This is a genomic window from Nonomuraea sp. NPDC050790 (genome assembly GCF_044456745.1).
Lineage (GTDB): Bacteria > Actinomycetota > Actinomycetes > Streptosporangiales > Streptosporangiaceae > Nonomuraea.
Window position 1 is genome coordinate 533,076 of record NZ_JBITGF010000005.1, and the last position, 21,072, is coordinate 554,147.

Genomic DNA, 21,072 nt, shown 5'->3' on the forward strand with positions numbered 1-21,072 from the left:
ACGGGACGCGGCGATAGACTGGACGCCATCATGACTCCCACTTCTCTCATCGGCGGGCACGTCTCCGTCGCGGGCGGCCTGGCGACCGGCGGCCTGAAGTTCATGGCCGACATCGGCGCCGAGATGATGCAGGTCTTCGTCACCAACCCGCGCTCGTGGGCGCTGACCGAGCGCAAGCCCGACGAGGACGACAAGCTCGCCGAGTCGGGAGTGGAGAGCTTCATCCACATCCCCTACCTGGTCAACTTCGGCTCGCCCAACCCCGACACCCTCGCCAACTCCGTCGCGCTGACCCGCTACACGTTGCGCCGCGCCGTCGAGACGGGCGCCAAGGGCGTGGTCGTGCACACCGGCTCGGCGGTCACGCAGCCGCGCGAGGCCGCCATGGCGCAGCTCCACGAGCACCTGCTGCCGCTGCTGGAGGAGATCCCCGACGGCGGCCCCGACCTGCTGCTTGAGCCGATGGCCGGGCAGGGCGCGATGTTGTGCGCGACGGTCCAGGACCTGGAGCCCTACCTCGCCGCGCTCGACTGGCACCCGAAGGCGGGCGTCTGCTTCGACACCTGCCACGCCTTCGCCGCCGGGCACGACCTGGCCGCCGAGGGCGGCGTCACCGAGACCCTCGACGCCCTCCACAAGATCGCGCCGGGGCGGCTGAAGCTGATCCACGCCAACGACTCCAAGGACGTCTGCGGCTCCAAGAAGGACCGCCACGAGAAGATCGGCCAGGGGCAGATCGGGCTGGCGGCGTTCGGCGAGCTGTTCCGGCACGACGTCGTGGCCGGAGTCCCGGTCTGCATCGAGACGCCGGGCAAGGCACCGGAGTACCGCGTGGACATCCAGGCGCTGAAGGACCTGCGCGACGGCCCGAGCTAGGACGGCGCGGGGGCGGTGCTGCCCCTGACGTGGAGCTCGTGCGGGAGCAGCAGCCGCTCGGAAGGCGGGTCGCCCGACAGCAGCAGGCGGCCCGCGGTCCTTCCGGCCAGGCGGCTGTGCTGCCTGACCGACGTGAGGTCCGCCTCCTCCGCGGCGCTGTCGGAGAAGCCGACCACCGACAGCTCGGCGGGCACCTTCACGCCCGCCTCGGCCGCCGCGTCCAGCACGCCGAGCGCCAGCACGTCGGTGTTGCACAGCACCGCCGTGGGCCTGGGTGAGCGGGCCAGCAGCGCCCGGCCGGCCTCGCGACCGGCCTCGCGCTCGTTGCCCACCACCTCGTAGACGGGCACCCGCGCCCAGTCGACTCCCCCGGCCTCGAAGGCGGCGCGGTAGCCGCGTACCCGGTTGCGCATGGCCTGGAAGACCGCGCTGTCCTGCCGCCGCACGTCGGCCCAGCCCTGGCGGCCGTCCTGGTGGAGTCCGACGACGGCCAGCCCGACCTGCCGGTGGCCCAGGTCGAGCAGGTGCCGCGCGGCCGAGCCCGCCGCGGCCATCTCGTCGATTCCCACGAACGGCACGCCCTCCACGAACGGCTCGTCCACCATCACCGCCGGAACCCGCCTGGCCAGGACGGCGTCGAGCGCCGCGTGCCCGTCGGGCAGCGAGAACACGCAGAAGGCGTCGGCCACGGCGTCGCGCACCATCTCGGGGCGTTCGACGCCGCGGGGCTGCGGCAGGATGAGCAGCCCGACCGCGGCCTCCTCGGCCGCGACGGCCAGCCCCTGGAGGAAGCCGATCGCGTACGGGTCGCCGAAGGCGTAGGGCAGCGTCTCGGTGAAGATCAGGCCCAGGGCGCCCGCCCTGCCGAGTCTCAGGGAGCGCGCGGTGGGGTTGGGACCGGCGTACCCGAGCTCGTCGGCCACCCGCAGGATGCGCTCGCGCAGTTCGGCGCTGAGCTGGTCGGGGCGGGAGAAGGCGTAGGAGACCGTGGCGCGCGAGACGCCCACGCGGTCCGCGATCGTCTGCAGTGTCACTCGCCCGGTCATCCCCACACCCTAGCGAACCCCTTCTTAATCAGTTAAGCTCTTAATGGATTAAGGAGGCAACATGGATGCCATGCAAGTGCTCGCCCACCAGACGGCGATGGGGTACGAGGACAGCCTTCGTACCGCCCTGCCCGGCGCGCCGCGGCGGCCCGGGCGTGACGTCGAGCGCGTACGGGTGCGGCTGGCCCGCACGCTGCGGCGCACCGCCGACCACCTGGACCCCGCCCCCGCCCAGACCGTGACCGGGTAGAACCCGGCGTGGCCGCGCTGGAACGCGGGCCTGGCCTGCTGGAGCGGGGCCTGTAGGGGCGGGGCTGCCGGGGCGGGGGCTGTCGGGGGCGTGTCAGAAGGCGGTGGCGCGCAGGGCCAGGGCGACCACCGCGGCGTCCTCGGGGGCGCGGACGTCGCGGCCGGTCAGCTCCTTGAAGCGGGCGAAGCGGTGCTGGACGGTGTTGCGGTGGCAGTACAGGGCCGCCGCGGTGGCCGCGATCGCGCCGTCCCCCGCCAGGTGTACGCGGACCGTTTCCAGGAGGCGTTCCCGCTCGGCCGCGCCCACCGCGTAGAGGGGGCCGAGGACCCGGGCCGCCAGTTCCGCCGACAGCTCGGGGTTGTGGGCGGTGAAGACCTCCAGCCAGCTCTCCTCCAGCCGGACCGGGCCGCCCGCCGGGACCGCGGCGCGGGCGGTGGCGGCGGCCAGCCGTACGGCGTGGGGGACCCGCGCCAGGCCCGCCACCTCGGGCGACAGGCCACAGGGGACGCCCGCCAGCGCGTCGAGCACCACGCGTTCGGCACCGCCCGCGCGGGCGGGGAGCTGGACCACGAGGATGTCGCCGGTCGGCGCGTCGTGGCGGTGCAGGCGCAGCCCGAGCGAGGTCAGCGTGGCGACCGCGGCCCTGAGCGAAGCGCCCGCCGCGGGGTCGGCCAGAGGCGCGGACGTGGCCGGGGCCGAGCCCGAAGCGGCCGAAAAGCCCGAGCCCCAGCCCGAGCCAGAGCCCGAGGCCGAGCCCGGGGACGAGGCTGGGGACGAGGCTGGGGACGAGGCTGGGGACGAGGCTGGGGACGAGGCTGGGGACGAGGCTGGGGACGAGGCTGGGGACGAGGCCGAGGGTGGTGATGACGGGGGCGGGGGCAGGGCTGGGCGGGGTGGGCCTGTGGTGCCGTCGGTGACGGCGGCGACGAAGGCGGCGGAGGCGTCGAAGCCGAGGACCCGGCCCGCGTCGCGCACCACGTCCGGGTTGCGGCCGTCGTTGTCCAGCAGCCGCGCGAACCAGGTGCGCCGCTGGTCCTCCCGCTGGCGCCCCATCTCCAGCACCGCCCGCTGGTAGCCGGTCATGAGCCCGGTGTTGTGCTGCTCGACCGCCTCCCACACCAGGTTCGCCGAGCGCAGCAGCTCGGGCAGGTCGTCCGGTTCCGCCTGGGCGATGAGGCCGTGCCACAGCACCTTCGCGTCGAGCCTGGCCGCGGCCAGCAACGACTCCAGGGGCACGCCCTGCCCGGCTCTGCGCTCGCCCATGCCCTCGGAGTGCGGCGCGAGCTCCTCCGGCGTACGCCCGTCGGCGAGGACGCGCAGAATCAGCGCGAACCCGACCCGCGCCCCCGCCCGAACCTCCTCCGGCGGCACGAGCCCGCGCGCGTAAGGCTCGATCGCCATCACCTCGGGCAGCCAGACGTCGATGAGGTCGTCGTAGTCACTCAGGCATCGCGTGGCGAGTCGCGCGACGACGTCGTTGGTCATATGCACAATCTAACGCGTTGTTTACGCGCCGTATCGCCGTTGGCCACCTCCGTGACCTGGCCTTACGGTGGCCGGAAGGGAGGAAGCACGTGCATCTGACGCCTCGTGAGCAGGAGCGGCTCACCATTTTCACGCTCGCGGAGCTGGCCCGCCGCCGCCGCGCCCGCGGCCGCCCGCTCAACGCGCCGGAGTCCATCGCGCTCATCTGCGACGAGATCCTGGAGCTCGCCTGGGACGGACTGTCCCTGGAGGAGGTCATCGCGGGGGCGAAGGCCGTACTGGAGGAGGGCGACGTCATGGACGGCGTCGCCGCGATCGTCACCCACGTCCAGGTGGAGGCGCTCTTCCCGAACGGCACCGCGCTCGTCGCCGTCGACGCCCCGATCGCCCCCGCCGGGACGGACGGCCCAGGCGCCGTCTGGACCGCCGCCGAGGCCGTCGAGATCAACCCCGGCCGCCCGCGCGCCCGGCTGCGGGTGACCAACGAGGGCGCGCGCACGGTCTTCGTCTCGTCGCACTTCCCGCTCGGGGAGGTCAACGCGGCGCTGACGTTCGACCGCGACCCGTCCGGCCTGCGCCTGGACATCCCCGCCGGTACGGCTACCGCGTTCCGCCCCGGCGAGAGCGTCGACGTGGAGGTGATCGAGCCATGAGCGGCATCGACCGCGAGACCTACAACGCGATCTACGGCCCCACGACCGGCGACCGGATCCGCCTGGGCGACACGTGCCTGTGGGCCGAGGTCGAGCGCGACGACGTGCCGCACGGCGACGAACTGCTCGGCGGCTGCGGCAAGACGCTGCGCGACGGCCTGCTGGCCCGCCCGCGCGGCGACCGCGAGTCGGCGCTGGACCTGGTCGTGGCCGGAGTCGTGCTGATCGACCCGGTGCTCGGGGTGCGCAAGACGCACATCGGCGTCAAGGACGGCCGGGTCGTGCCGTTCCACGACGCGATCATCGACTCGCACACGGCGATCGTGCCGGGCGAGGGCCTGATCGCGACGCCGGGCATCGTGGACTCGCACGTGCACCTGTCCTCCCCCGAGATCGCCCCGGCGGCGCTGGCCTCCGGCGTCACGACCGTGGTCGGCATGGGGCTGGGCGGGGTGTGGGACGTCGGCGTGAACCCGGCGCGCAACCTGCACATGCTCATGTCCGCCTGGCGCGGGACGGCGTTGAACGTGGCCTTCCTGGCCCGGGGTTCCTCCAGCTCGCGGCAGTTGCTGGAGGAGGCGGTGCTGGCGGGCGCCGGCGGCTTCAAGATCCATGAGGACTTCGGGGCGACGCCGCGGATCATCGACACCTGTCTCGGCGTGGCCGAGGACGCGGATCTTCCGGTGGCGCTGCACTCCGACTCGATGAACGAGTCCGGCTACCTGGCCGACACGATCTCGGCCACGCGGGGGCGGACCGTGCACGCGTACCACGTGGAGGGGGGTGGCGGGCATCCCGACCTGCTGGAGATCCTCAGCGAGGGCCACGTGCTGCCGTCCTCCACGACGCCGACGATCCCGTACACGACGAACACGGTCGGCGAGCTCTTCCCGATGACCATGACCGTGCACCGGCAGAACCACCACATCGGCAGCGACGTCGAGGTGACCAGGAGCCGGGTGCGCGCGCACGGCATCGCGGCCGAGAACGTCCTGCACGACCTGGGCGCGATCAGCATCGTGAACTCCGACTCGATGGGCATGGGCCGGGTGGCCGAGACGGTCCGCCGTACCTGGCAGCTCGCCCACCTGCACGAACTCCGCGACCGCGCCGCGACGGGCGGCCCAGGCGCCGGTACGGCGGGCAGTCTCGGCGACGCGGGCGGCGGTTCGGGCCGGAGCGCCAACGAACGGATCCTGCGGTATCTGGCCAAGCTCACCGTGAACCCGGCGGTGGCGCACGGGATGGCGCACGAGGTGGGCACGCTGCTGCCCGGCCGGATGGCCGACATCGTGCTGTGGCATCCGGCGTGGTTCGGGGCGAAGCCCGAGCTGGTCATCAAGTCCGGATTCGTCGCCCACGGGGTGTCGGGCAGCGGCTCCGGTTCCACCCGCCTGACCCAGCCCCGCGTCTACCGCGACTACTTCGGCGGCCTCGGCGACGCGCCCGCCCTGCTGTCGCGCATCTTCGTCGCCCACGACGCCCTGGACGCCGCCGACACCAGGGACGCGCTGCCCCGCGGCCTCCGGTACGCGGCGATCAAGAACGCACGCGGCCTCACCCGCGCCGACATGTACCGAAATATCGCGACGCCGACGGTGGTGGTGCCCCGCGAACCCGGACCCGTCCTCGTGGACGGCGCCGAGGTGAGCATGGACCCCGCCACCCAGGTGCCGCTGGCCCAACTCCACCACTTCGCCTAGGAACCCCCCTCATGAGCAATCCCCGTGGCGCCGGAATCGCGTCCTTCGTCGGAACCTCCATCGAGTGGTACGACTTCTACATCTACGGCACGGCCGCCGCGCTGGTCTTCGGCAGGCTGTTCTTCCCCGAGGCCAGCCCGACGGCCGGGGTGATGGCGTCCTTCGCCACGTTCTGGGTCGGCTTCCTGGCCAGGCCGCTCGGTGGCGTGATCTTCGGCCACCTCGGCGACCGCATCGGCCGCAAGGGCACCCTCGTCGCCACGCTGCTGCTCATGGGCGGCGCCACCACCCTGGTCGGCGTGCTGCCCACCTACGCCTCCATCGGCATCATGGCCCCGATCCTGCTGGCCGCGCTCCGCTTCGTGCAGGGCATCGCCGTCGGCGGCGAGTGGGGCGGCGCCGTCCTCATCGCCGCCGAGCACGCCGGGCCCAAGCGCATCTTCTACGCCGCCTTCGCCCAGCAGGGCTCCCCGGCCGGATCCATCCTGGCCACCGGCGTGTTCGCCGTGGTCAGCCTCATGCCGGAAGACGCCTTCCTGTCCTACGGCTGGCGCATCCCGTTCCTGATGTCGGCCGTGCTGGTCATCGTCGGCCTGGTCATCCGGCTGCGGGTGGAGGAGTCACCGGAGTTCGTGCGGATGCGCGAGCAGCGCGAGGTCGTCAAGCTCCCGGTGGCCGAGGTCTTCCGCACCTCCTGGCCGCTCGTCCTGCTCGGCATCGGCGCCAGCGGCGTCGGCATCGCCTCGGCGTACTTCACCAACACCTTCATCCTGTCGTGGGCGACCACCGATCTGGGCATCACCAAGAGCACCATGCTCAACGTGCTGCTGATCGTCTCCGTCACCCAGTTCGTCACCCAGCCGATCGGCGCGGTGCTCGGCCAGCGGATGGGCGCGGCCAGGTACATGCTCATCGCGTTCTCCGCGCTGATCGTGTGCACGCCGATCACGTTCGTGATGGTCGGCACCGGCTCGCCGGTGTGGGCGACGGTCGGACTCGCGCTCAGCGTCGTCTTCAGCGGCTCCTCGTACGCGGCGCTGGCCGGGTTCCTGGCCGAGGCGTTCCCCGCCCGGGTCCGCTACACCGGCATCTCGCTGGCCTACCAGCTCTGCGGCGCGCTGATCGGCGGCACCACGCCCATGATCGCCCAGGCGCTGCTCAGCTCGACCGGGACCATCTGGGCGGTCGTCGGACAGTACCTGGTCGTCATCCTGCTCACCATGGCCTGCGTGGTGGCGCTGAGCCGCCGCTCGGCCACCCGCCCGACTCCTGTGGAGGTGTGATGCGCCTCGACGCGCTCTACGTCAACGGCCGCTTCACCACGCTGGATCCCGACCGGCCTTCGGCCTCCAGGCTCGGCGTGTTCGGCGGCCGGATCGCGGGCCTGGACGAGGAGCTCGACGGGCTCACCGCCGAGCGGGTGGTCGACCTGGGTGGACGGCCTGCCGTACCCGGGTTCAACGACGCGCACCACCACCTCAGCATGCGCGGCCAGCGGCTGCGCGAGCTGGACCTGCGGGTCGCGACGCTCGACGAGCTCTACGCGCTCGTGGCGGCGCGCGCGGCCGAACTGCCGCCCGACGCGTGGGTACGCGGCGCCGGATACGACCAGAACAAGCTTGGCGCGCACCCCCGGCGCGAGGCCCTCGACCGCGCGGCCGGCGGGCGGCCGGTCTGGCTGCAGCACAACTCGGGGCACATGGGCGTGGCCAGCACCGCCGCGTTCGCGCTCATGGGCTTTCCCGGCCTGGACGTGCCGGACGTGCCCGGCGGTTCCGTCGGCCGGGGCCCGGACGGTCTGCCCGACGGCCTGCTGACCGAGCAGGCGCAGGACCTGGCGCACCGGGTGCTGCGGCCGGTGGCGCAGGAGGAGTTCGTGGAGGGCATCGGGCTGGCCTCCCGGGTCGCCGCGGCCGAGGGGCTGACCAGCTTCGCCGAGCCCGGCGTCGGCCGGGGCCTGGCCGGGAACGGGCCGCTCGACGTGGCGGCCTTCCAGGAGGCGCGGCGGCGCGGGCTGCTGCTCCAGCGGGCCGTCCTCATGCCGGGCTCGCCGAACCTGCACGAGGTCGGCGACGGGTTCGGGCTCGACCTCGGCATCGGTCCCGGGCTGGGCGACGAGCGGCTGCGGCTGGGGCCGGTGAAGGTGTTCTCGGACGGCTCGCTGATCGGGCGTACCGCGGCCATGTGCTGCGACTACGCCGGTGAGCCGGGCAACAGGGGCTTCCTGCAGGAGGAGGCGGACGCGCTGCACGGCTTCATCCTGCGCGCCCACCGGGCGGGGTGGCAGGTGGCCGCGCACGCCATCGGCGACCGCGCCGTGGACGTCGTCCTGGACGCCTACGCCGAGGCCCAGTCCCGCTGGCCCCGCCCCGACGCCCGCCACCGCATCGAGCACTGCGCCGTCACCAGCCCCGCACAGGTGGCCAGGATCGCCGCGCTGGGCGTGATCCCGGTGCCGCAGGGACGGTTCATCTCGGAGATCGGCGACGGCATGCTCGCCGCCCTGGGGCCCGAGCGGGCGGCCGGGTGCTACCGGCAGCGCACCTTCCTGGAGGCCGGGATCGTGCTGCCGGGCAGCTCCGACTGCCCCGTGGTCGAGGGCGCGCCGCTGCTGGGCATCCACGACCTGGTCAACCAGCGGACCTCCGCCGGGCGGCCGTTCAACCCCGGCGAGGCGCTGACCGCCGAGCAGGCCCTGCGCGCCTACACCACCGGTTCGGCGTACGCGGTCTTCGACGAGCACCTCAAGGGCACGCTGTCGCGGGGCAGGCTGGCCGACTTCGCGGTCCTGTCCGACGACCTGCTGGCGGTCGCGCCGGAGCGCATCGCCGACATCGCCGTCCTGGCCACCGCGATCGGCGGCGACCTGGTCCACGACCAGCTCGGCTGAGCCGTAGCGGCCCTGTGGGGCTTGTCGGGCTTTGTCGCGCGTCAGCCGTAGCGGCCCTGTGTGGTCGGGAGTACGGCGGCGGCCAGTGCGGTGGCCAGGGCGGGGATCTCCTCCAAGGCCAGGGCGGCCACCGTGACGCGGACGGCGGGCGGGCTGGCCAGGCGGTTGCGGGCGCCCGGAGCGGCGGCCCAGCCCCGGGCGAGCAGGCCGGTGACGGCGGTGGTCTCGTCGGCGACGGGAACCCAGACGTTGAGCCCGCTGCGGCCGTGCGCGGCCAGGCCGTGACCGGCCAGCGCGGTGATGAGGGCCTGGCGGCGCGCGCCGTAGGAGGCCGCGACCCGCGGGGTGGAGACAGCGCCGGTCCGCCACAGGTGGGCGACGGTGCGCTGCAGGAGGTGGCTGACCCAGCCCGCCGCGAGGCGCTGGCGGCCGCGCAGCCGCTCGACGGTCTGGGCGTCGCCGGTGACGACGGCCAGGCGCAGGTCGGGGCCGTGCGACTTGGCGGTGGAGCGGGTCAGGATCCAGTGGGCCGTGGTGCCGGTCAGCGTGTGGATGGGCAGGTCGGCCAGGCCCGCCGCGTGGTCGTCCTCGACGAGCAGGACCTGAGGGTACGCGGCCAGCAGCGGGCGCAGGGCGGCGGCGCGCGCGGCCGAGATGGCGGCTCCGGTGGGGTTCTGGGCGCGGGCGGTGAGAATGGCGGCCCGTACGCCGGAGGCCAGGGCGCGTTCCAGCCCGGCGGGGTCCGGCCCGTCGTCGTCCACCGGGACCGGTACCGGGCGCAGGCCCAGGGCGGTGACGAGGTCGAGCGCCGCCGACCAGCCGGGGTCCTCGACGGCCACCGCGTCGCCTGGGCGCAGCCGCATGGTCAGCACGCGTTCCACCGCGTCCAGCGTGCCCGAGGTGACCGCGGGACGGGCGCCGCCGGTGACGCCGTCGGCCTCGAAGGCGGCTTCGGCCAGGTCGACGAGGTCGGGCAGGTCGGCGGTGCCGTACAGGGCGGGGCCCTCGGCGTGGGCGCGGGCGGCGGCGGCCAGCGCGTCGGTGAGGTCGGGCAGCAGCGCGGGGTCGGGGTTGCCGCGCGACAGGTCGCGGGCGCCGGCCGGGACGGGGATGCGGATGTCCTCGCGGGTGGTGCTGGCCGGGCGGGGCCTGATGCGGGAGCCGCGACGGCCCGCGGTCTCGACGACGCCGCGCTCGCGCAGCAGGCGGTAGGCCGCGGCGGCGGTGTTGGCGTTGACGCCGGTCCTGGCGGCCAGCTCACGCACGGTCGGGAGGGCGGAGCCCGGCGCGAGCGTGCCCTCGGCCACGGCCGTCTCGATGCCGGCCGCGATCTCGCTGGCCGTGCCTCCGGTGAACGTGTAGTTTACTAGCACAAAGCATATTTTGTATTAGTACAAAGGGATTTTCAAGATGCTCATTCACCCTTGGGACGGCGCCCGCGACGAGGACGAGTGGCACGAGTGGCTGCGCGGGCGCGACTTCGGCCTGCTGGCGGCCAACGGGGTGGACGGCGGGCCGCCGGTGGTGGTCCCCTCGCACTTCCGGTACGACGGCGTGCGCGAGGTGTGCCTGCACCTGGCCAGGCCCAACCCGATCTGGCCCGCATTGGAGGCCGACCCGCAGGTGACCCTGACCGTCGCCGACGACTACGCCTACATCCCCTCCACCTGGCGCGCCCCCGTGGACGGCGTGCCGACCAGCTACTACGCCGCCGTCCAGCTCGTCTGCCGGGCCGAGATCGTGGACGAGCGGGAGGGCAAGGCCGACATCCTGCGCCGCCAGCTCGCCCACCACCAGCCCGGCGGCGGCTACGGCACGATGTCGGCCACCGAGGGCCCCTACCACAGGATGCTCTCGGCCATCCGGGGACTGCGGCTGGAGGTCGTCGAGACCCGGGCCAAGTTCAAGTACGACAGCCACAAGCCGGTCGAGCTCCAGGAGCGAGTGGCGGAGCACCTCGCCACCCGCGCCGAGGTCCGCGACGCGGGCGCCCGAACCCAGTTGCTGCGCCGCCTGGCCACCGGCACAAGCCGCTGAACCGCCCAGACGGACAGCCGAAGCCGTACCCCTCAGCTTGCGACGGGCTGGCGGCGCCTGACGGACAGGAGCATGCGGTCGGATCCCCTGGTCGCCCAGAGGGCGACCGCGATGAAGAGCACCTGCTCCGGCGTCCGGAACCACAGCGGCGTGGCCTCGTCGCCGCCGAGCGGGACCTCGGCGAGCGCGGCGTGGACGTTGGCCGGGAACATCGCCACGAACAGCAGGGCGAGCGCGTACCCGGCCGGCCGGCGGGTGCGGGCGAGCACGAGCCCGGCGGCGCCGAGCAGCTCCAGGACTCCGGTCAGGTAGACGACGAAGCTCGGGAACGGCACGAACGGCGGCACCATCGCCACCATGTCGGCATGACCGGGCATCGGCAGCGGCGAACCGGCGGGCACGAAGTGCGCGCTCGCGGTGACCAGCAGCAGCACGGCCATCCCGTGCGCCGCACTGACCGGCCACGACGCGAACCGGCGCACCCCGAGCGCCCCCAGCAGCCGGAACCCGAGCAGCGCGCCCACGAGCACGAAGACGGTGAGAAACATGACCCCTCCAGTGGATGACTGGATTAGATAGTACAGCTATCCAATCAATCCGCAAGAGGGTAGGGCCAGCCCTACCCTCACTCGGCCGGTACGCAGGCTCGCGGCGGCCAGGGCCCGATCCGTAGCGTTGACGACATGAGAACCCTCCAGCACCGCATCACCGGCGACACCCGTTACGTCCTGGCCGGGTTCCCGGTCACCGTCATCGCCTTCGCCCTGGTCGTCGCGGGCGTCGCGGCCGGTCTGGGCAGCGCCGTGGCCTTCGTCGGCCTGCCGGTGCTCGCCGCGACCGCGGTTCTGGCCAGGAAGTTCGCCGACGCCGAGCGGGCCGCGCTGCCCGGCGTCACCGGCCAGGCTCTGGCCGCCCCCTCCTACCCGCGGGCGCCCGAGGGGGCGGGCTGGTTCCGCCGCACGATGACCCCGGTCACCGGCGGCCAGGCCCTCCTCGACCTGCTGCACGCGATCGTGGCGCTGCCGTTCGCGATCGTGTCGTTCGTCCTGGCCGCCGTGTGGTGGGCCGGCGCGATCGCCGGGCTGACCTTCCCCGTGTACGGCTGGGCCCTGGCCCGCATCCCCGAGATTGACGGCGGCCTGCCGGCGCTGCTCGGGCTCGGTGCGGGCGACGGCGTCTTCGTCGCGTTCAACACCGGCCTCGGACTGCTGTTCGCGCTGACGCTGCCCGCGGTCGTGCGGATCGCCGCCATGATCAGGGCGAGCCTGGCCCAGGCCCTGCTCACCCGCCCGGCCCCGCAGCCGAGGGCCGTCCACCGCCCCTACGAGGAGAGCGTGCTCGCCGCGTGAGCCGCGCTCCCGCCGAGGCCGTCGCCGCACCCCGCGGCGGCGGCCTTCGCGTGTGACCACACCGCCGGATGCCCGGCGGGGGTTCCTATGGGCGGTACGAGGTGATGAGGCGGGCCAGATGGCGGCCCGCCAGACGCAGGGGCTCCTCGCTCTCGCCGACCTGCGCGGCCATCTCCGCCCCCTCCAGCGTGCTGATCACCGTGTGCGCGAGCTCACGCGCCACGTCCTCCGGATAGCCGGTACGGCGCAGCTTCCCGCTGACCAGCTCCCGCCACGCGGCGAACTCCTCCTCCGCCGCCCGCTGGATGTCCAGCGCCCGCCCGGCGCTCTCCAGCGCGGTGATGACGATCGGGCACCCGTCCTGCCACTGGGAGGCGCGCATCCCCTCCGCCAGTTCGTCGGCGCAGGCCGCGATCGCCGTCGCCGGGTCGTCCTCGCGCTCCAGCGTCTCCCGCAGCATGTCGGCGAACTCCTTGCCGCCGTGCCGCACGGCCGCGATCGCCAGCTCCGCCTTGCCGCCGGGGAAGAAGTGGTAGACCGAGCCGAGCGTCGCTCCGGACTCCTGGGAGATCTGCTTGAGGCCCGTGGCCGCGTACCCCTGCCGCTGCATCAGGCGGGCGGTCGAGCGGACGATGCGCTCCTTGGTCTTCATGACTCCGCAGTCTATTGGATAGAGCGTTCATTCTAGTGCTACAGTCCGTGATGCTAAATAGAACGTTCGTTTTAGGGAGGACGCATGTCCGTCACCGTCATCGGTCTCGGCCCCATGGGCCACGCCATGGCCGCCGCCTACCTGGACAAGGGCTACGACGTCACCGTCTGGAACCGGACCGCGGGCAAGGCCGACGGCCTCCTCGCCCGCGGCGCCCGCCTGGCCCCGAGCGTGGCGGCCGCGCTCACGGCCAACGAGCTCGTCGTGGTGAGCCTGACCGGCTACGACGCCGTCCACGCCGTCCTGGAGCAGGCGCCGGAGGCGCTGGCCGGCCGTACCGTGGCCAATCTGACCTCCGACACGCCCGAACGGGCGCGCACGACCGCGGCGTGGGTGGCCGGGCACGGCGGGGTGCAGATCACCGGCGGGGTGCAGACCCCGCCGCCGGGCATCGGCACGCCCGACGTCGCCACCTACTACAGCGGCCCGGCGGAGGCCGTCGAGGCCCACCGCCCGGCCCTGGAGGCGCTGACCGGGATCGACTACCTCGGCGAGGACCCCGGCCTGGCCGCCCTGTACTACCAGATCGGCATCGACATGTTCTGGACCGGGCTCGCCGGCTACCTGCACGGTCAGGCCGTGGCGCAGGCGTACGGGGTGTCGGCGCGGGAGTTCCAGGAGCAGGCGGTCAAGTCGCTGGACCTCTCGTACTTCGTGCGGTTCTACGCACCCAGGATCGACGCGGGCGAGCACCAAGGCGACATGGAGAACCTCGCCATGGCCGAGGCGAGCCTGGAGCACGTGGCGCGCACGGCCGAGGCCGCGGGGGTGGACGGGGCGATCCCGCGGGCCATCCTGGAGACCGTCCGCCGCGGCATCGCCGCCGGTCACGGCCAGGAGAGCCTCACGCGCCTCACCGGCGTGCTGACGGGGCGATAGAAGGGCGGGGACGCCCGCTCGCGCGATCCGGCCGCCCCCGTAAGGCCGGATCGCGGTCCGTATGGCACGGCTTCAGCGGGCGCCCCCACCTTCCGGCTGGCGGGCCCCCACCCCCCGGTCGAGGGCCCGTGCGCCGTGGTGACCTCGTGGGTCACCGGTGAATCCGCCACATCAGGCCTGTGTGAGCCTTGCGGCTCGTCCCCCCCGATGCGGCGGTGCGGCTTTCGATGCGGGCAACACTACGGTTGCGATCTTGTGGGCGAAACCCCGTTTACGGACAGCTCGTCGAACGGTCTGTAGTCATCGATATACGGAGCGTGTCAGGAGGATGAACGGTCACCGTGACGCGACGAACGGTCGATCAAGGGGCCCGCGACCGGCTCGGGAAGGTGCATGCGCGCCATCATCGCCGCCACCCCCACCGGGAGCCGACCGGGCGTGAGCAGGGAAATCATGACCATCACGGCGAAAGCCAGCGGCACACCGGCCGCCGGCGGGAGGAACGGGTTCACGCCCACCCATTCGAGCCCCACAAGCACCGCCGTCAAGCCCCCGCCCGCCGCGAACCCCGCGACGACCCCCGCCGCAGTCAGCCGCCGCCACCAGATCCCCAGCACCAGCAGCGGGCAGAACGTGGCCGCCGACAGGCTGAAGGCGGCCAGCACGAGCTCCACCGACCCGACCGGGACGCTCATCGCGGTCAGCAGCAGCGCCGCCCCGGTCACCGCAGCCAGCGCGACCCTGAAGGAACCCGTCCCCGCCCGCGCCACGCAGGCCGACACCGCCCCCGACACCGCCCCGAGCACCCCGCACGACGTCGCGAGGAACGCCGCGAAGGCCCCCGCCGACAGCGCCCCGGTCAGCACGTTCCCCACCACCCCCGGCAACATCCTGGACGGCAGCAGCAGCACGACCTCCTCGCCCCCCGCCCCGGGAAAGCTCACCTGCCCGAGGGTCCCGTATAACGGCGGAACCAGGGCGAACACCCCGAGCAGCACCTGTGCCGCCACGATCGACCGGCGCGCCCCGCGCCCGTCCGGCGCCGCGTAGACCCGGACCACGACGTGCGGCAGGCCCATGGTCCCGAGCGCGCAGGCCAGCAGCACCGTCAGCACGCCGGGCAACGACTGGTCGCCGGAGCCGTACCCGCCGGGAAGGCCGCCGCCGGGGATCTGGCCGCAGTGCCACGCGCACCACAGCACCAGCCCCACCCCGAGGAAGGCGACCAGCTTCACCCAGAACTGGGACGCCTGCACGCTGGTCACGCTGCCCATGCCGCCCGCCAGCGCCACGCACGCGGCCGTGCCCGCCACCGCCGCCCACCCCACCCAGGGCGGCAGCCCGGTCAGCATCCGCGTGACGATCCCGGCCGCGTGGAACTGCGCCATGAGGAACAGCAGCCCGATCCCCAGCACCCAGCACGTGGTGAAGCGCCGCAGCCGCGCCGAGCCCAGCCGCCACTCGGCGAAGTCGGGCAGCGTGAACGTGCCGGACCTGCGCAGCGGCGCGACCACCAGCGCCAGCACGACCACGAACCCGGCCGCCGCCCCCACCGGATACCACAGCATGGGCGCGCCGTGCGTCGCGATGAGCCCGGCCAGCCCCAGGCAGACGACGGCGCCGGTGAACTCCGCGCCGATGGCCGCCCCGTTGCGCCACGGCCGCACGGCGCGGGCCGCCACGTAGAAGTCGGCCACGCTGGTGTAGCGGCGCGGCCGTACGGTGCCCATCACCACGGCCAGGACGAGCACGACGGCGATCCCGGCCAGCGCCGCGAGCGTCACGGCCCCGCTCGTTCGGCCCGTTCGGCCCGCCGCAGATGACGTACGGCCAGCAGCACCCACACCGGCTGGACCCCCACCGACAGCACCACCCACCAGCGCGCGTCGGCCAGCCCCGCGGCCAGCACCGGGGCGCCGACCAGCACGCCCAGCCCGGTCCCCGCGGTCACCACGCCCGCCGAGAGCTGCCGCCGCATGGCCGCCCGCGTCTCGGCGTCGCGCGCGGCGCCGGCCGGCGGCGCGTGTCCGGCCCGCCCGACCGCGGCGGGACGGCGCTCGACCAGCACGCGGCGCGCGCTCACGGCACGGTCCTGTGCTGGTTGACGAGCTGCTCGCGCACCTGCCTGGTGTGGCGGCGGCTGACCGGCAGCGTCTCCGTGCCGACCGTGAGCATCACCTTGCCGCCCTCGAAGCGCAGCTCACTGACGTGGCGGGCGGAGACCAGCGTGCTGCGGTGGACGCGGATGAAGCCGACCCCGGCCCAGCGGCGTTCGAGCGCGGCCAGGGACATGCGCACCAGATAGCTGCCGTCGACGGTGTGCAGCCGCACGTAGTCGCCCTTGGCCTCGGCGAACCAGACGGCCTGCTGCGGCACGAACCTGGTGCGCCCGCCCAGCTCCACCGGGATGACGTCGTCCGGCCCGCACTCGTCGGGCGGGGCGGCGGCCTCCTCCAGCCTGCGCACCGCCTCGGCCAGCCGGTCGGCGCGGACCGGCTTGAGGAGGTAGTCGACGGCCCGCAGCTCGAACGCCTGCACCGCGCAGTCGTCGTGCGCGGTCACGAACACCAGGCGCGGCGGGTTGGGGAAGCCGCCGATGAGCCTGGCCAGGTCGAGCCCGTCGAGTCCGGGCATGCGGATGTCGAGGAAGACGCCGTCGAGCCGCTCCCCCGCGCCGATCATCTGCACCATGTCCTGCAGCGCCGAGACGCCGTCGGACGCGGTCAGGACCTGCTCCACCCTGCTGTCCCGGCGCAGCAGGTAGGCCAGCTCTTCCAGAGCGGGCACCTCGTCGTCAACGGCCAGCACGCGTAGCATGACGTCCACGCTGCCGCAAGAACGCCCTGCTCACAAGCGACACGCCTACGTTGGGTAAAGATTTGACTACAAAGAGCTAGGCCGGGTCTTGGGAACGCGCAGCCGTACGCGGGTGCCGGCGCCCAGCGCGGTCTCCACGGCGAGGCCGTACTCCTCGCCGTAGATCTGGCGCAGCCGCACGTCGACGTTGGCCAGGCCGATGCCGCCGCCCTCGCGGCACGGGCCGTCGTCGAGCACCTGCCTGGCGTGCTCGGGGTCCATGCCGGCGCCGTCGTCCTCGACGGTGATGTGCGCCTCGGGCCCGGCGTCGCGGACCACGACCCGCACCTCGCCCGTGCCGCCGGCGGCGCGCATGCCGTGCTTGATGGCGTTCTCGACGAGGGGCTGCAGGCACAGGAACGGCACCGGCACCGGCAGCACCTCGGGCGCGACCTGGACGGTGAAGCGGAGCTGGTCGCCGAACCTGGCGCGCTCCAGCAGCAGGTACCGGTCGACGCAGGTCAGCTCGTCGGCGAGGGTCGTGAAGTCCTGGGCGCGGCGCAGCGCGTACCGGGAGAAGTCGGCGAAGTCGAGCAGCAGCTCGCGCGCGCGGCCGGGATCGGTGCGCACGAAGGAGGCGATCGTGGTGAGCGCGTTGTAGACGAAGTGCGGCGAGATCTGCGCGCGCAGGGCGCGCATCTCCGCTTGGAGCGCGCGCTGCCGCGAGGTGTCGAGCTCGGCGAGTTCGAGCTGGCCGGAGACCCAGCGGGCGACCTCGGTGACGGTGCGCACGAGCGCCGCGCTCAGCTCCTCGTCGTAGGCGGCCAGCGCGCCGACGACCCGGTCGTCCACGGTGAGCGGCACCACGACCGCGCCGTGCGGCCGGCCCGCGAAGACCTCGGCCCTGCCCGAGGTCAGCGCCGCGCGGGCGTGGTCGAGCACCTCGTCGGTGCAGGGCCCGTCCCATGCCAGCGCCGCCTCGGTGGAGGTGATCGCGAGCGCGTGGGTGCCCAGCAGTACGCGCAGATGTCTCACGGCCTTGCGGGCGGACTCCTTGGTGAGCCCGCCCCGAAGGGACGGCGCGGCCAGCGCGGCGATGTGCAGCGTCATGAACGTCGCCTCGTCCTTCCAGCCGCCTTCGGGCAGCTCGGGGCGGCGGCGCGCCACGAGGAAGCCGACCGCGAAAGCCAGGAGGGAGGCGAGCGCCACGGAGGCGGCGATCGACATGCGGCAAACCGTAGCCCGTCACGCGGGGTGTTCGGGCGGAAACGCTACGGTGGGCCCTCCCCCGGTTCCTCTTGGTATGAGTAGCGCTGCTCCCGCCACGGGTCGGCCACGTTGTGATAGCCGCGTTCCTCCCAGAAGCCGCGCCGGTCCTCCAGCAGGTACTCGATGCTGCGCACCCATTTGACGCTCTTCCACGCGTACAGATGGGGGACGACGACGCGCAGCGGGAAGCCCCGGTCGGGGCTGATCGGCTTGTCGTCGAGCTCGGTGACGAACAGCGTCTGCGGGGCCAGGAAGTCGGACATGCGGACGTTGGCGCTGTAGCCGTACTCCGCCCAGATCATCACGTGCGTCACCCCCTCGGCGGGCGGCGCGGCGGTGAGGATCTCCTGGGGGCTGACGCCGCGCCACTCGTTCCCCATGATCGAGAACTTGGTGACGCAGTGGAAGTCGGCGAGCACGCCGGTACGCGGCAGCTTCTCGAACTCCGGCCAGGTCAGGCGGTGCATGTCTCCTGACGCGGTGGCGCCGAAGACGCGGAAGTCCCAGCTATCCGGCTTGAACTGCGGCACCCGGCCGTAGTGGATGACGGGCCGGCCGCGCGGGACGTACTGGCCTGGGGGCAGGCGCGACTCCTCCTCGTTCATTCGGCCATCCTGTCATCGCCGGGCGGGCGGCTCGTCGCCGGGTGGGAGTGCGCTACTATTGCGGCCTATGCGCACCGCATTCATCTTTTGGTATGGCGACGGACCCGTGAGGACCGATCGCCATGTGGCGCTGCGCTAGCACACACAGACGAGCGAAAGGCCCCGGGTCCGTAAGGATCCGGGGCCTTTCGCATGTTCAGAGGAGAAAACCATGGTCATCGTGATGGGGCCCGAGGCCACCCAGGACGACGTCGCCGCGATCGTCGCGGTCGTGCAGGCGGCCGGGGTGGAGGCGTTCGTGAGCCGGGGCGTGCGCCGCACGATCGTCGGGCTGGTCGGCGACGTCGCCCAGCTCGACCAGGGCAACCTGCGCGGCATGGCCGGGGTGCGGGACGTGATGCGCGTGTCCACGCCCTACAAGCTCGTCAGCAGGGAGAACCATCCGGAACGCTCCACGGTCCACGTGGGCGGGGTGCCGATCGGCCCGGACACGGTGACGCTGATCGCCGGGCCGTGCGCGGTGGAGACGCCCCAGCAGACGCTGGACGCGGCGCTGATGGCCAAGAAGGCGGGCGCGACGCTGTTGCGGGGCGGGGCGTTCAAGCCGCGCACGTCGCCGTACGCCTTCCAGGGGCTCGGCGAGGCCGGCCTGCGCATCCTGGCCGACGTGCGGGACGAGACGGGGCTGCCGATCGTCACGGAGGTCGTGGACGCGCACGACGTGGAGCTGGTCGCCTCCTACGCCGACATGCTGCAGGTCGGCACCCGCAACGCGCAGAACTTCGCGCTGTTGCAGGCGGTCGGGGCTGCGGGCCGGCCGGTGATGCTGAAGCGCGGGATGAGCGCCACGATCGAGGAGTGGCTGATGGCGGCCGAGTACATCGCGCAGCGCGGCAACCTGGACATCGTGCTGTGCGAGCGGGGCATCCGGACGTTCGAGACGGCCACGCGCAACACGCTGGACGTGTCGGCGGTGCCGGTGGCGCAGCGCCTGTCGCACCTGCCCGTCATCGTGGACCCGTCGCACTCGGGCGGACGCCGCGACCTGGTGCTCCCGCTGACCCGCGCGGCCATCGCCGTCGGGGCGGACGGCGTCATCATCGACGTCCACCCGGCGCCGGAGACCGCCCTCTGCGACGGCCCCCAGGCCCTCCTCGACAGCGATCTCGACGTGCTCGCCGATGTTCTGCGCACCTTCCCGCCGCTGCTCGGCCGCACTCCCGCGCTCTCGCTCTCGTAGCGGACCGCCGCCGTCGCCGCCCCAGCCCACCCTCGCCGGCCGGGTCGCGAGGGTGCCTGGATCAGGCGGTGGCCGGGACGCCTTCCAGGGTGTACTCCTGGATGGAGTCGGCCAGTTGGACGGCCAGTTCCTCGGCGTCGAGGCGCTTCTCGATCTGCTTCAGGTCCTCGATCTTGGCCCGGGTCTCGGCCCGCCGGGGCGCCAGCAGCGTGCAGCAGTCCTCGTCCGGCAGTTCGGAGATGGCCAGCGTGTCGATCCGGCGGGCCTCGGCCATGATCTCGGTCTTGTCCCAGCCGACCAGCGGCCGCAGGATCGGCAGGTCGACCGCGTGGTCCTGGGCGGTGATGTTGGCGAGGGTCTGGGAGGAGACCTGGCCGAGCGCGTCGCCGGTGATCAGGGCGGCGGCGCGGATGCGGTGGGCCACCTCCTCGGCGGTCTTGAGCATGAGCCGCCGCTGCGCGATGACGGCCAGCCGGTCCTGGCCGGAGTTGCGGATGGACTGCTGGGCCTTGCCGAACGGCACCACCCAGAGCCGCGACCCGCCCTGGAAGCGGTCCAGCTTGCGCACCAGCGCGTACGCCTTGTAGATCGACTCGCTCGTCGTGAACGGGATGCCGGAGAAGTGCAGGAAGTCCACGTGCAGGCCGCGGCGCATCATCCGGTACGCGGCGACGGGCGAGTCGATGCCGCCGGACATGAGCACCAGCGCCCTGCCGCTGGAGCCGACGGGCAGGCCGCCCTGGCCGGGCAGGCCGTCGGTGAAGATGAACACCTCGTCGCGGTCGACCTCGATGTGCAGGGTGAGCGCGGGGTTCTTGAGGTCGACGGGCAGGCCGTACTCGTCGTTGATGGCGCCGCCGACCATCCGGTCGAGCTCGTTGGAGCGCAGCGGGAAGCGCTTGTCACGGCGGCGCGAGCGGACGGCGAAGCTGGCCTTGCGCGCCACCTGCTCGGTGTCGCGCACCAGCTCGAGCCCGGCCTTGACGACCGTGTCCGGGTCCTTGGCGACGCGCCAGGCGCGGTGGATCCACACCAGCCCGGGAACGTCGGCGACCCGGGCGGCCACCGCGTCGGCCTGCTCGACGGTGGTGCCGGTCGGCAGGAAGATGGCGATCACGCCGTGCCGCTTGCGCACGTCGACCTTGATGTCGAGCTCGCGCAGCGCGTTGCGGATGTTGCCGATCAGGCGGCGTTCGAAGAGCTCGCGGTTCCTGCCCTTGAGGACGATCTCGCCCAGCTTGAGCAGTACGCACGGCTCGCCCAAGGCGGTCATCATCATGGG

The 21,072-nt window shown here is 73.1% G+C and carries 21 protein-coding genes; 10 read left to right on the forward strand and 11 right to left on the reverse strand.

Annotation, left to right across the window (positions count from 1 at the left end):
* The first annotated feature begins 30 nt into the window (after positions 1-30).
* On the forward strand, positions 31-876 hold the full coding sequence (locus ACIBEJ_RS27695) for a deoxyribonuclease IV (protein ID WP_397185740.1): 846 nt from the start codon (positions 31-33) through the stop codon (positions 874-876).
* On the opposite strand, the gene ACIBEJ_RS27700 is transcribed toward ACIBEJ_RS27695, so the two are convergent.
* Positions 873-1,922: a LacI family DNA-binding transcriptional regulator gene (locus tag ACIBEJ_RS27700; protein WP_397185741.1), complete on the reverse strand. Its 1,050-nt coding sequence runs from the start codon at positions 1,920-1,922 to the stop codon at positions 873-875. The genes ACIBEJ_RS27695 and ACIBEJ_RS27700 overlap by 4 nt on opposite strands.
* Positions 1,923-1,983: 61 nt before the next feature.
* Here ACIBEJ_RS27700 and ACIBEJ_RS27705 point away from each other — a divergent pair, with 61 nt between their 5' ends.
* Entirely contained in the window at positions 1,984-2,172 is a 189-nt protein-coding gene (locus ACIBEJ_RS27705) for a hypothetical protein (protein ID WP_397185742.1), read from the forward strand.
* Between the two features lie 93 nt (positions 2,173-2,265).
* Here the strand turns inward: ACIBEJ_RS27705 and ACIBEJ_RS27710 are convergent, their stop codons facing one another.
* Positions 2,266-3,657, reverse strand: coding sequence for a helix-turn-helix domain-containing protein (locus tag ACIBEJ_RS27710; RefSeq protein ID WP_397185743.1), 1,392 nt, complete (start codon positions 3,655-3,657; stop codon positions 2,266-2,268).
* Between the two features lie 89 nt (positions 3,658-3,746).
* Here ACIBEJ_RS27710 and ureA point away from each other — a divergent pair, with 89 nt between their 5' ends.
* From ureA to ACIBEJ_RS27730, 4 genes are read left to right on the forward strand one after another with little or no spacing between them, the layout of a single operon-like run.
* Positions 3,747-4,310, forward strand: a complete 564-nt coding sequence (gene ureA / locus ACIBEJ_RS27715) for an urease subunit gamma (RefSeq protein ID WP_397185744.1) — start codon at positions 3,747-3,749, stop codon at positions 4,308-4,310.
* Entirely contained in the window at positions 4,307-6,013 is a 1,707-nt protein-coding gene (locus tag ACIBEJ_RS27720; RefSeq protein WP_397185745.1) for an urease subunit alpha, read from the forward strand. Before ureA ends, ACIBEJ_RS27720 begins: the two co-directional genes overlap by 4 nt.
* 11 nt (positions 6,014-6,024) lie before the next feature.
* On the forward strand, positions 6,025-7,296 hold the full coding sequence (locus tag ACIBEJ_RS27725; RefSeq protein ID WP_397185746.1) for an MFS transporter: 1,272 nt from the start codon (positions 6,025-6,027) through the stop codon (positions 7,294-7,296).
* Positions 7,296-8,903: an amidohydrolase gene (locus tag ACIBEJ_RS27730; RefSeq protein ID WP_397185747.1), complete on the forward strand. Its 1,608-nt coding sequence runs from the start codon at positions 7,296-7,298 to the stop codon at positions 8,901-8,903. The genes ACIBEJ_RS27725 and ACIBEJ_RS27730 overlap by 1 nt, the downstream gene beginning before the upstream one ends.
* Before the next feature lie 41 nt (positions 8,904-8,944).
* Here ACIBEJ_RS27730 and ACIBEJ_RS27735 read toward each other — a convergent pair whose 3' ends face one another.
* Positions 8,945-10,276 (reverse strand): aminotransferase class I/II-fold pyridoxal phosphate-dependent enzyme, encoded by a 1,332-nt coding sequence (locus ACIBEJ_RS27735; RefSeq protein ID WP_397185748.1) that lies wholly within the window; start codon positions 10,274-10,276, stop codon positions 8,945-8,947.
* A gap of 37 nt (positions 10,277-10,313) precedes the next feature.
* Between ACIBEJ_RS27735 and ACIBEJ_RS27740 the strand changes: the two genes are divergently transcribed.
* Positions 10,314-10,940 carry an FMN-binding negative transcriptional regulator gene (locus ACIBEJ_RS27740; RefSeq protein ID WP_397185749.1) on the forward strand — a complete coding sequence of 209 codons (627 nt, stop codon included), beginning with the start codon at positions 10,314-10,316 and terminating at the stop codon, positions 10,938-10,940.
* A 32-nt stretch (positions 10,941-10,972) separates the two neighbouring features.
* On the opposite strand, the gene ACIBEJ_RS27745 is transcribed toward ACIBEJ_RS27740, so the two are convergent.
* Positions 10,973-11,488: a hypothetical protein gene (locus ACIBEJ_RS27745; protein ID WP_397185750.1), complete on the reverse strand. Its 516-nt coding sequence runs from the start codon at positions 11,486-11,488 to the stop codon at positions 10,973-10,975.
* A gap of 135 nt (positions 11,489-11,623) precedes the next feature.
* Between ACIBEJ_RS27745 and ACIBEJ_RS27750 the strand changes: the two genes are divergently transcribed.
* Positions 11,624-12,289 (forward strand): sensor domain-containing protein, encoded by a 666-nt coding sequence (locus ACIBEJ_RS27750; RefSeq protein WP_397185751.1) that lies wholly within the window; start codon positions 11,624-11,626, stop codon positions 12,287-12,289.
* 85 nt (positions 12,290-12,374) lie between these two features.
* Here ACIBEJ_RS27750 and ACIBEJ_RS27755 read toward each other — a convergent pair whose 3' ends face one another.
* On the reverse strand, positions 12,375-12,941 hold the full coding sequence (locus ACIBEJ_RS27755; RefSeq protein WP_397185752.1) for a TetR/AcrR family transcriptional regulator: 567 nt from the start codon (positions 12,939-12,941) through the stop codon (positions 12,375-12,377).
* Between the two features lie 84 nt (positions 12,942-13,025).
* On the opposite strand from ACIBEJ_RS27755, the gene ACIBEJ_RS27760 reads away from it, so the two are divergent.
* A complete protein-coding gene (locus ACIBEJ_RS27760; protein ID WP_397185753.1) occupies positions 13,026-13,880 on the forward strand; it encodes an NAD(P)-dependent oxidoreductase in 855 nt (284 codons plus the stop codon).
* 320 nt (positions 13,881-14,200) lie between these two features.
* Here the strand turns inward: ACIBEJ_RS27760 and ACIBEJ_RS27765 are convergent, their stop codons facing one another.
* From ACIBEJ_RS27765 to ACIBEJ_RS27785, 5 genes are all read right to left on the reverse strand, one after another.
* The gene (locus ACIBEJ_RS27765; protein WP_397185754.1) at positions 14,201-15,664 is read right to left on the reverse strand and encodes a cation acetate symporter; all 1,464 of its coding nucleotides are present in this window, start codon (positions 15,662-15,664) and stop codon (positions 14,201-14,203) included.
* Positions 15,661-15,963, reverse strand: a complete 303-nt coding sequence (locus ACIBEJ_RS27770; protein WP_397185755.1) for a hypothetical protein — start codon at positions 15,961-15,963, stop codon at positions 15,661-15,663. Before ACIBEJ_RS27770 ends, ACIBEJ_RS27765 begins: the two co-directional genes overlap by 4 nt.
* Positions 15,960-16,697, reverse strand: coding sequence for a LytR/AlgR family response regulator transcription factor (locus ACIBEJ_RS27775; RefSeq protein ID WP_397185756.1), 738 nt, complete (start codon positions 16,695-16,697; stop codon positions 15,960-15,962). Before ACIBEJ_RS27775 ends, ACIBEJ_RS27770 begins: the two co-directional genes overlap by 4 nt.
* Before the next feature lie 66 nt (positions 16,698-16,763).
* Positions 16,764-17,903, reverse strand: a complete 1,140-nt coding sequence (locus ACIBEJ_RS27780) for a sensor histidine kinase (RefSeq protein WP_397185757.1) — start codon at positions 17,901-17,903, stop codon at positions 16,764-16,766.
* Positions 17,904-17,947: 44 nt separating this feature from the next.
* Positions 17,948-18,550: a molybdopterin-dependent oxidoreductase gene (locus ACIBEJ_RS27785; protein ID WP_397185758.1), complete on the reverse strand. Its 603-nt coding sequence runs from the start codon at positions 18,548-18,550 to the stop codon at positions 17,948-17,950.
* A gap of 211 nt (positions 18,551-18,761) precedes the next feature.
* Between ACIBEJ_RS27785 and aroF the strand changes: the two genes are divergently transcribed.
* Positions 18,762-19,790, forward strand: coding sequence for a 3-deoxy-7-phosphoheptulonate synthase (gene aroF / locus ACIBEJ_RS27790; protein ID WP_397185759.1), 1,029 nt, complete (start codon positions 18,762-18,764; stop codon positions 19,788-19,790).
* A 61-nt stretch (positions 19,791-19,851) separates the two neighbouring features.
* On the opposite strand, the gene thiI is transcribed toward aroF, so the two are convergent.
* Entirely contained in the window at positions 19,852-21,069 is a 1,218-nt protein-coding gene (gene thiI / locus ACIBEJ_RS27795; protein WP_397185760.1) for a tRNA uracil 4-sulfurtransferase ThiI, read from the reverse strand.
* Between the last annotated feature and the right edge of the window lie 3 nt (positions 21,070-21,072).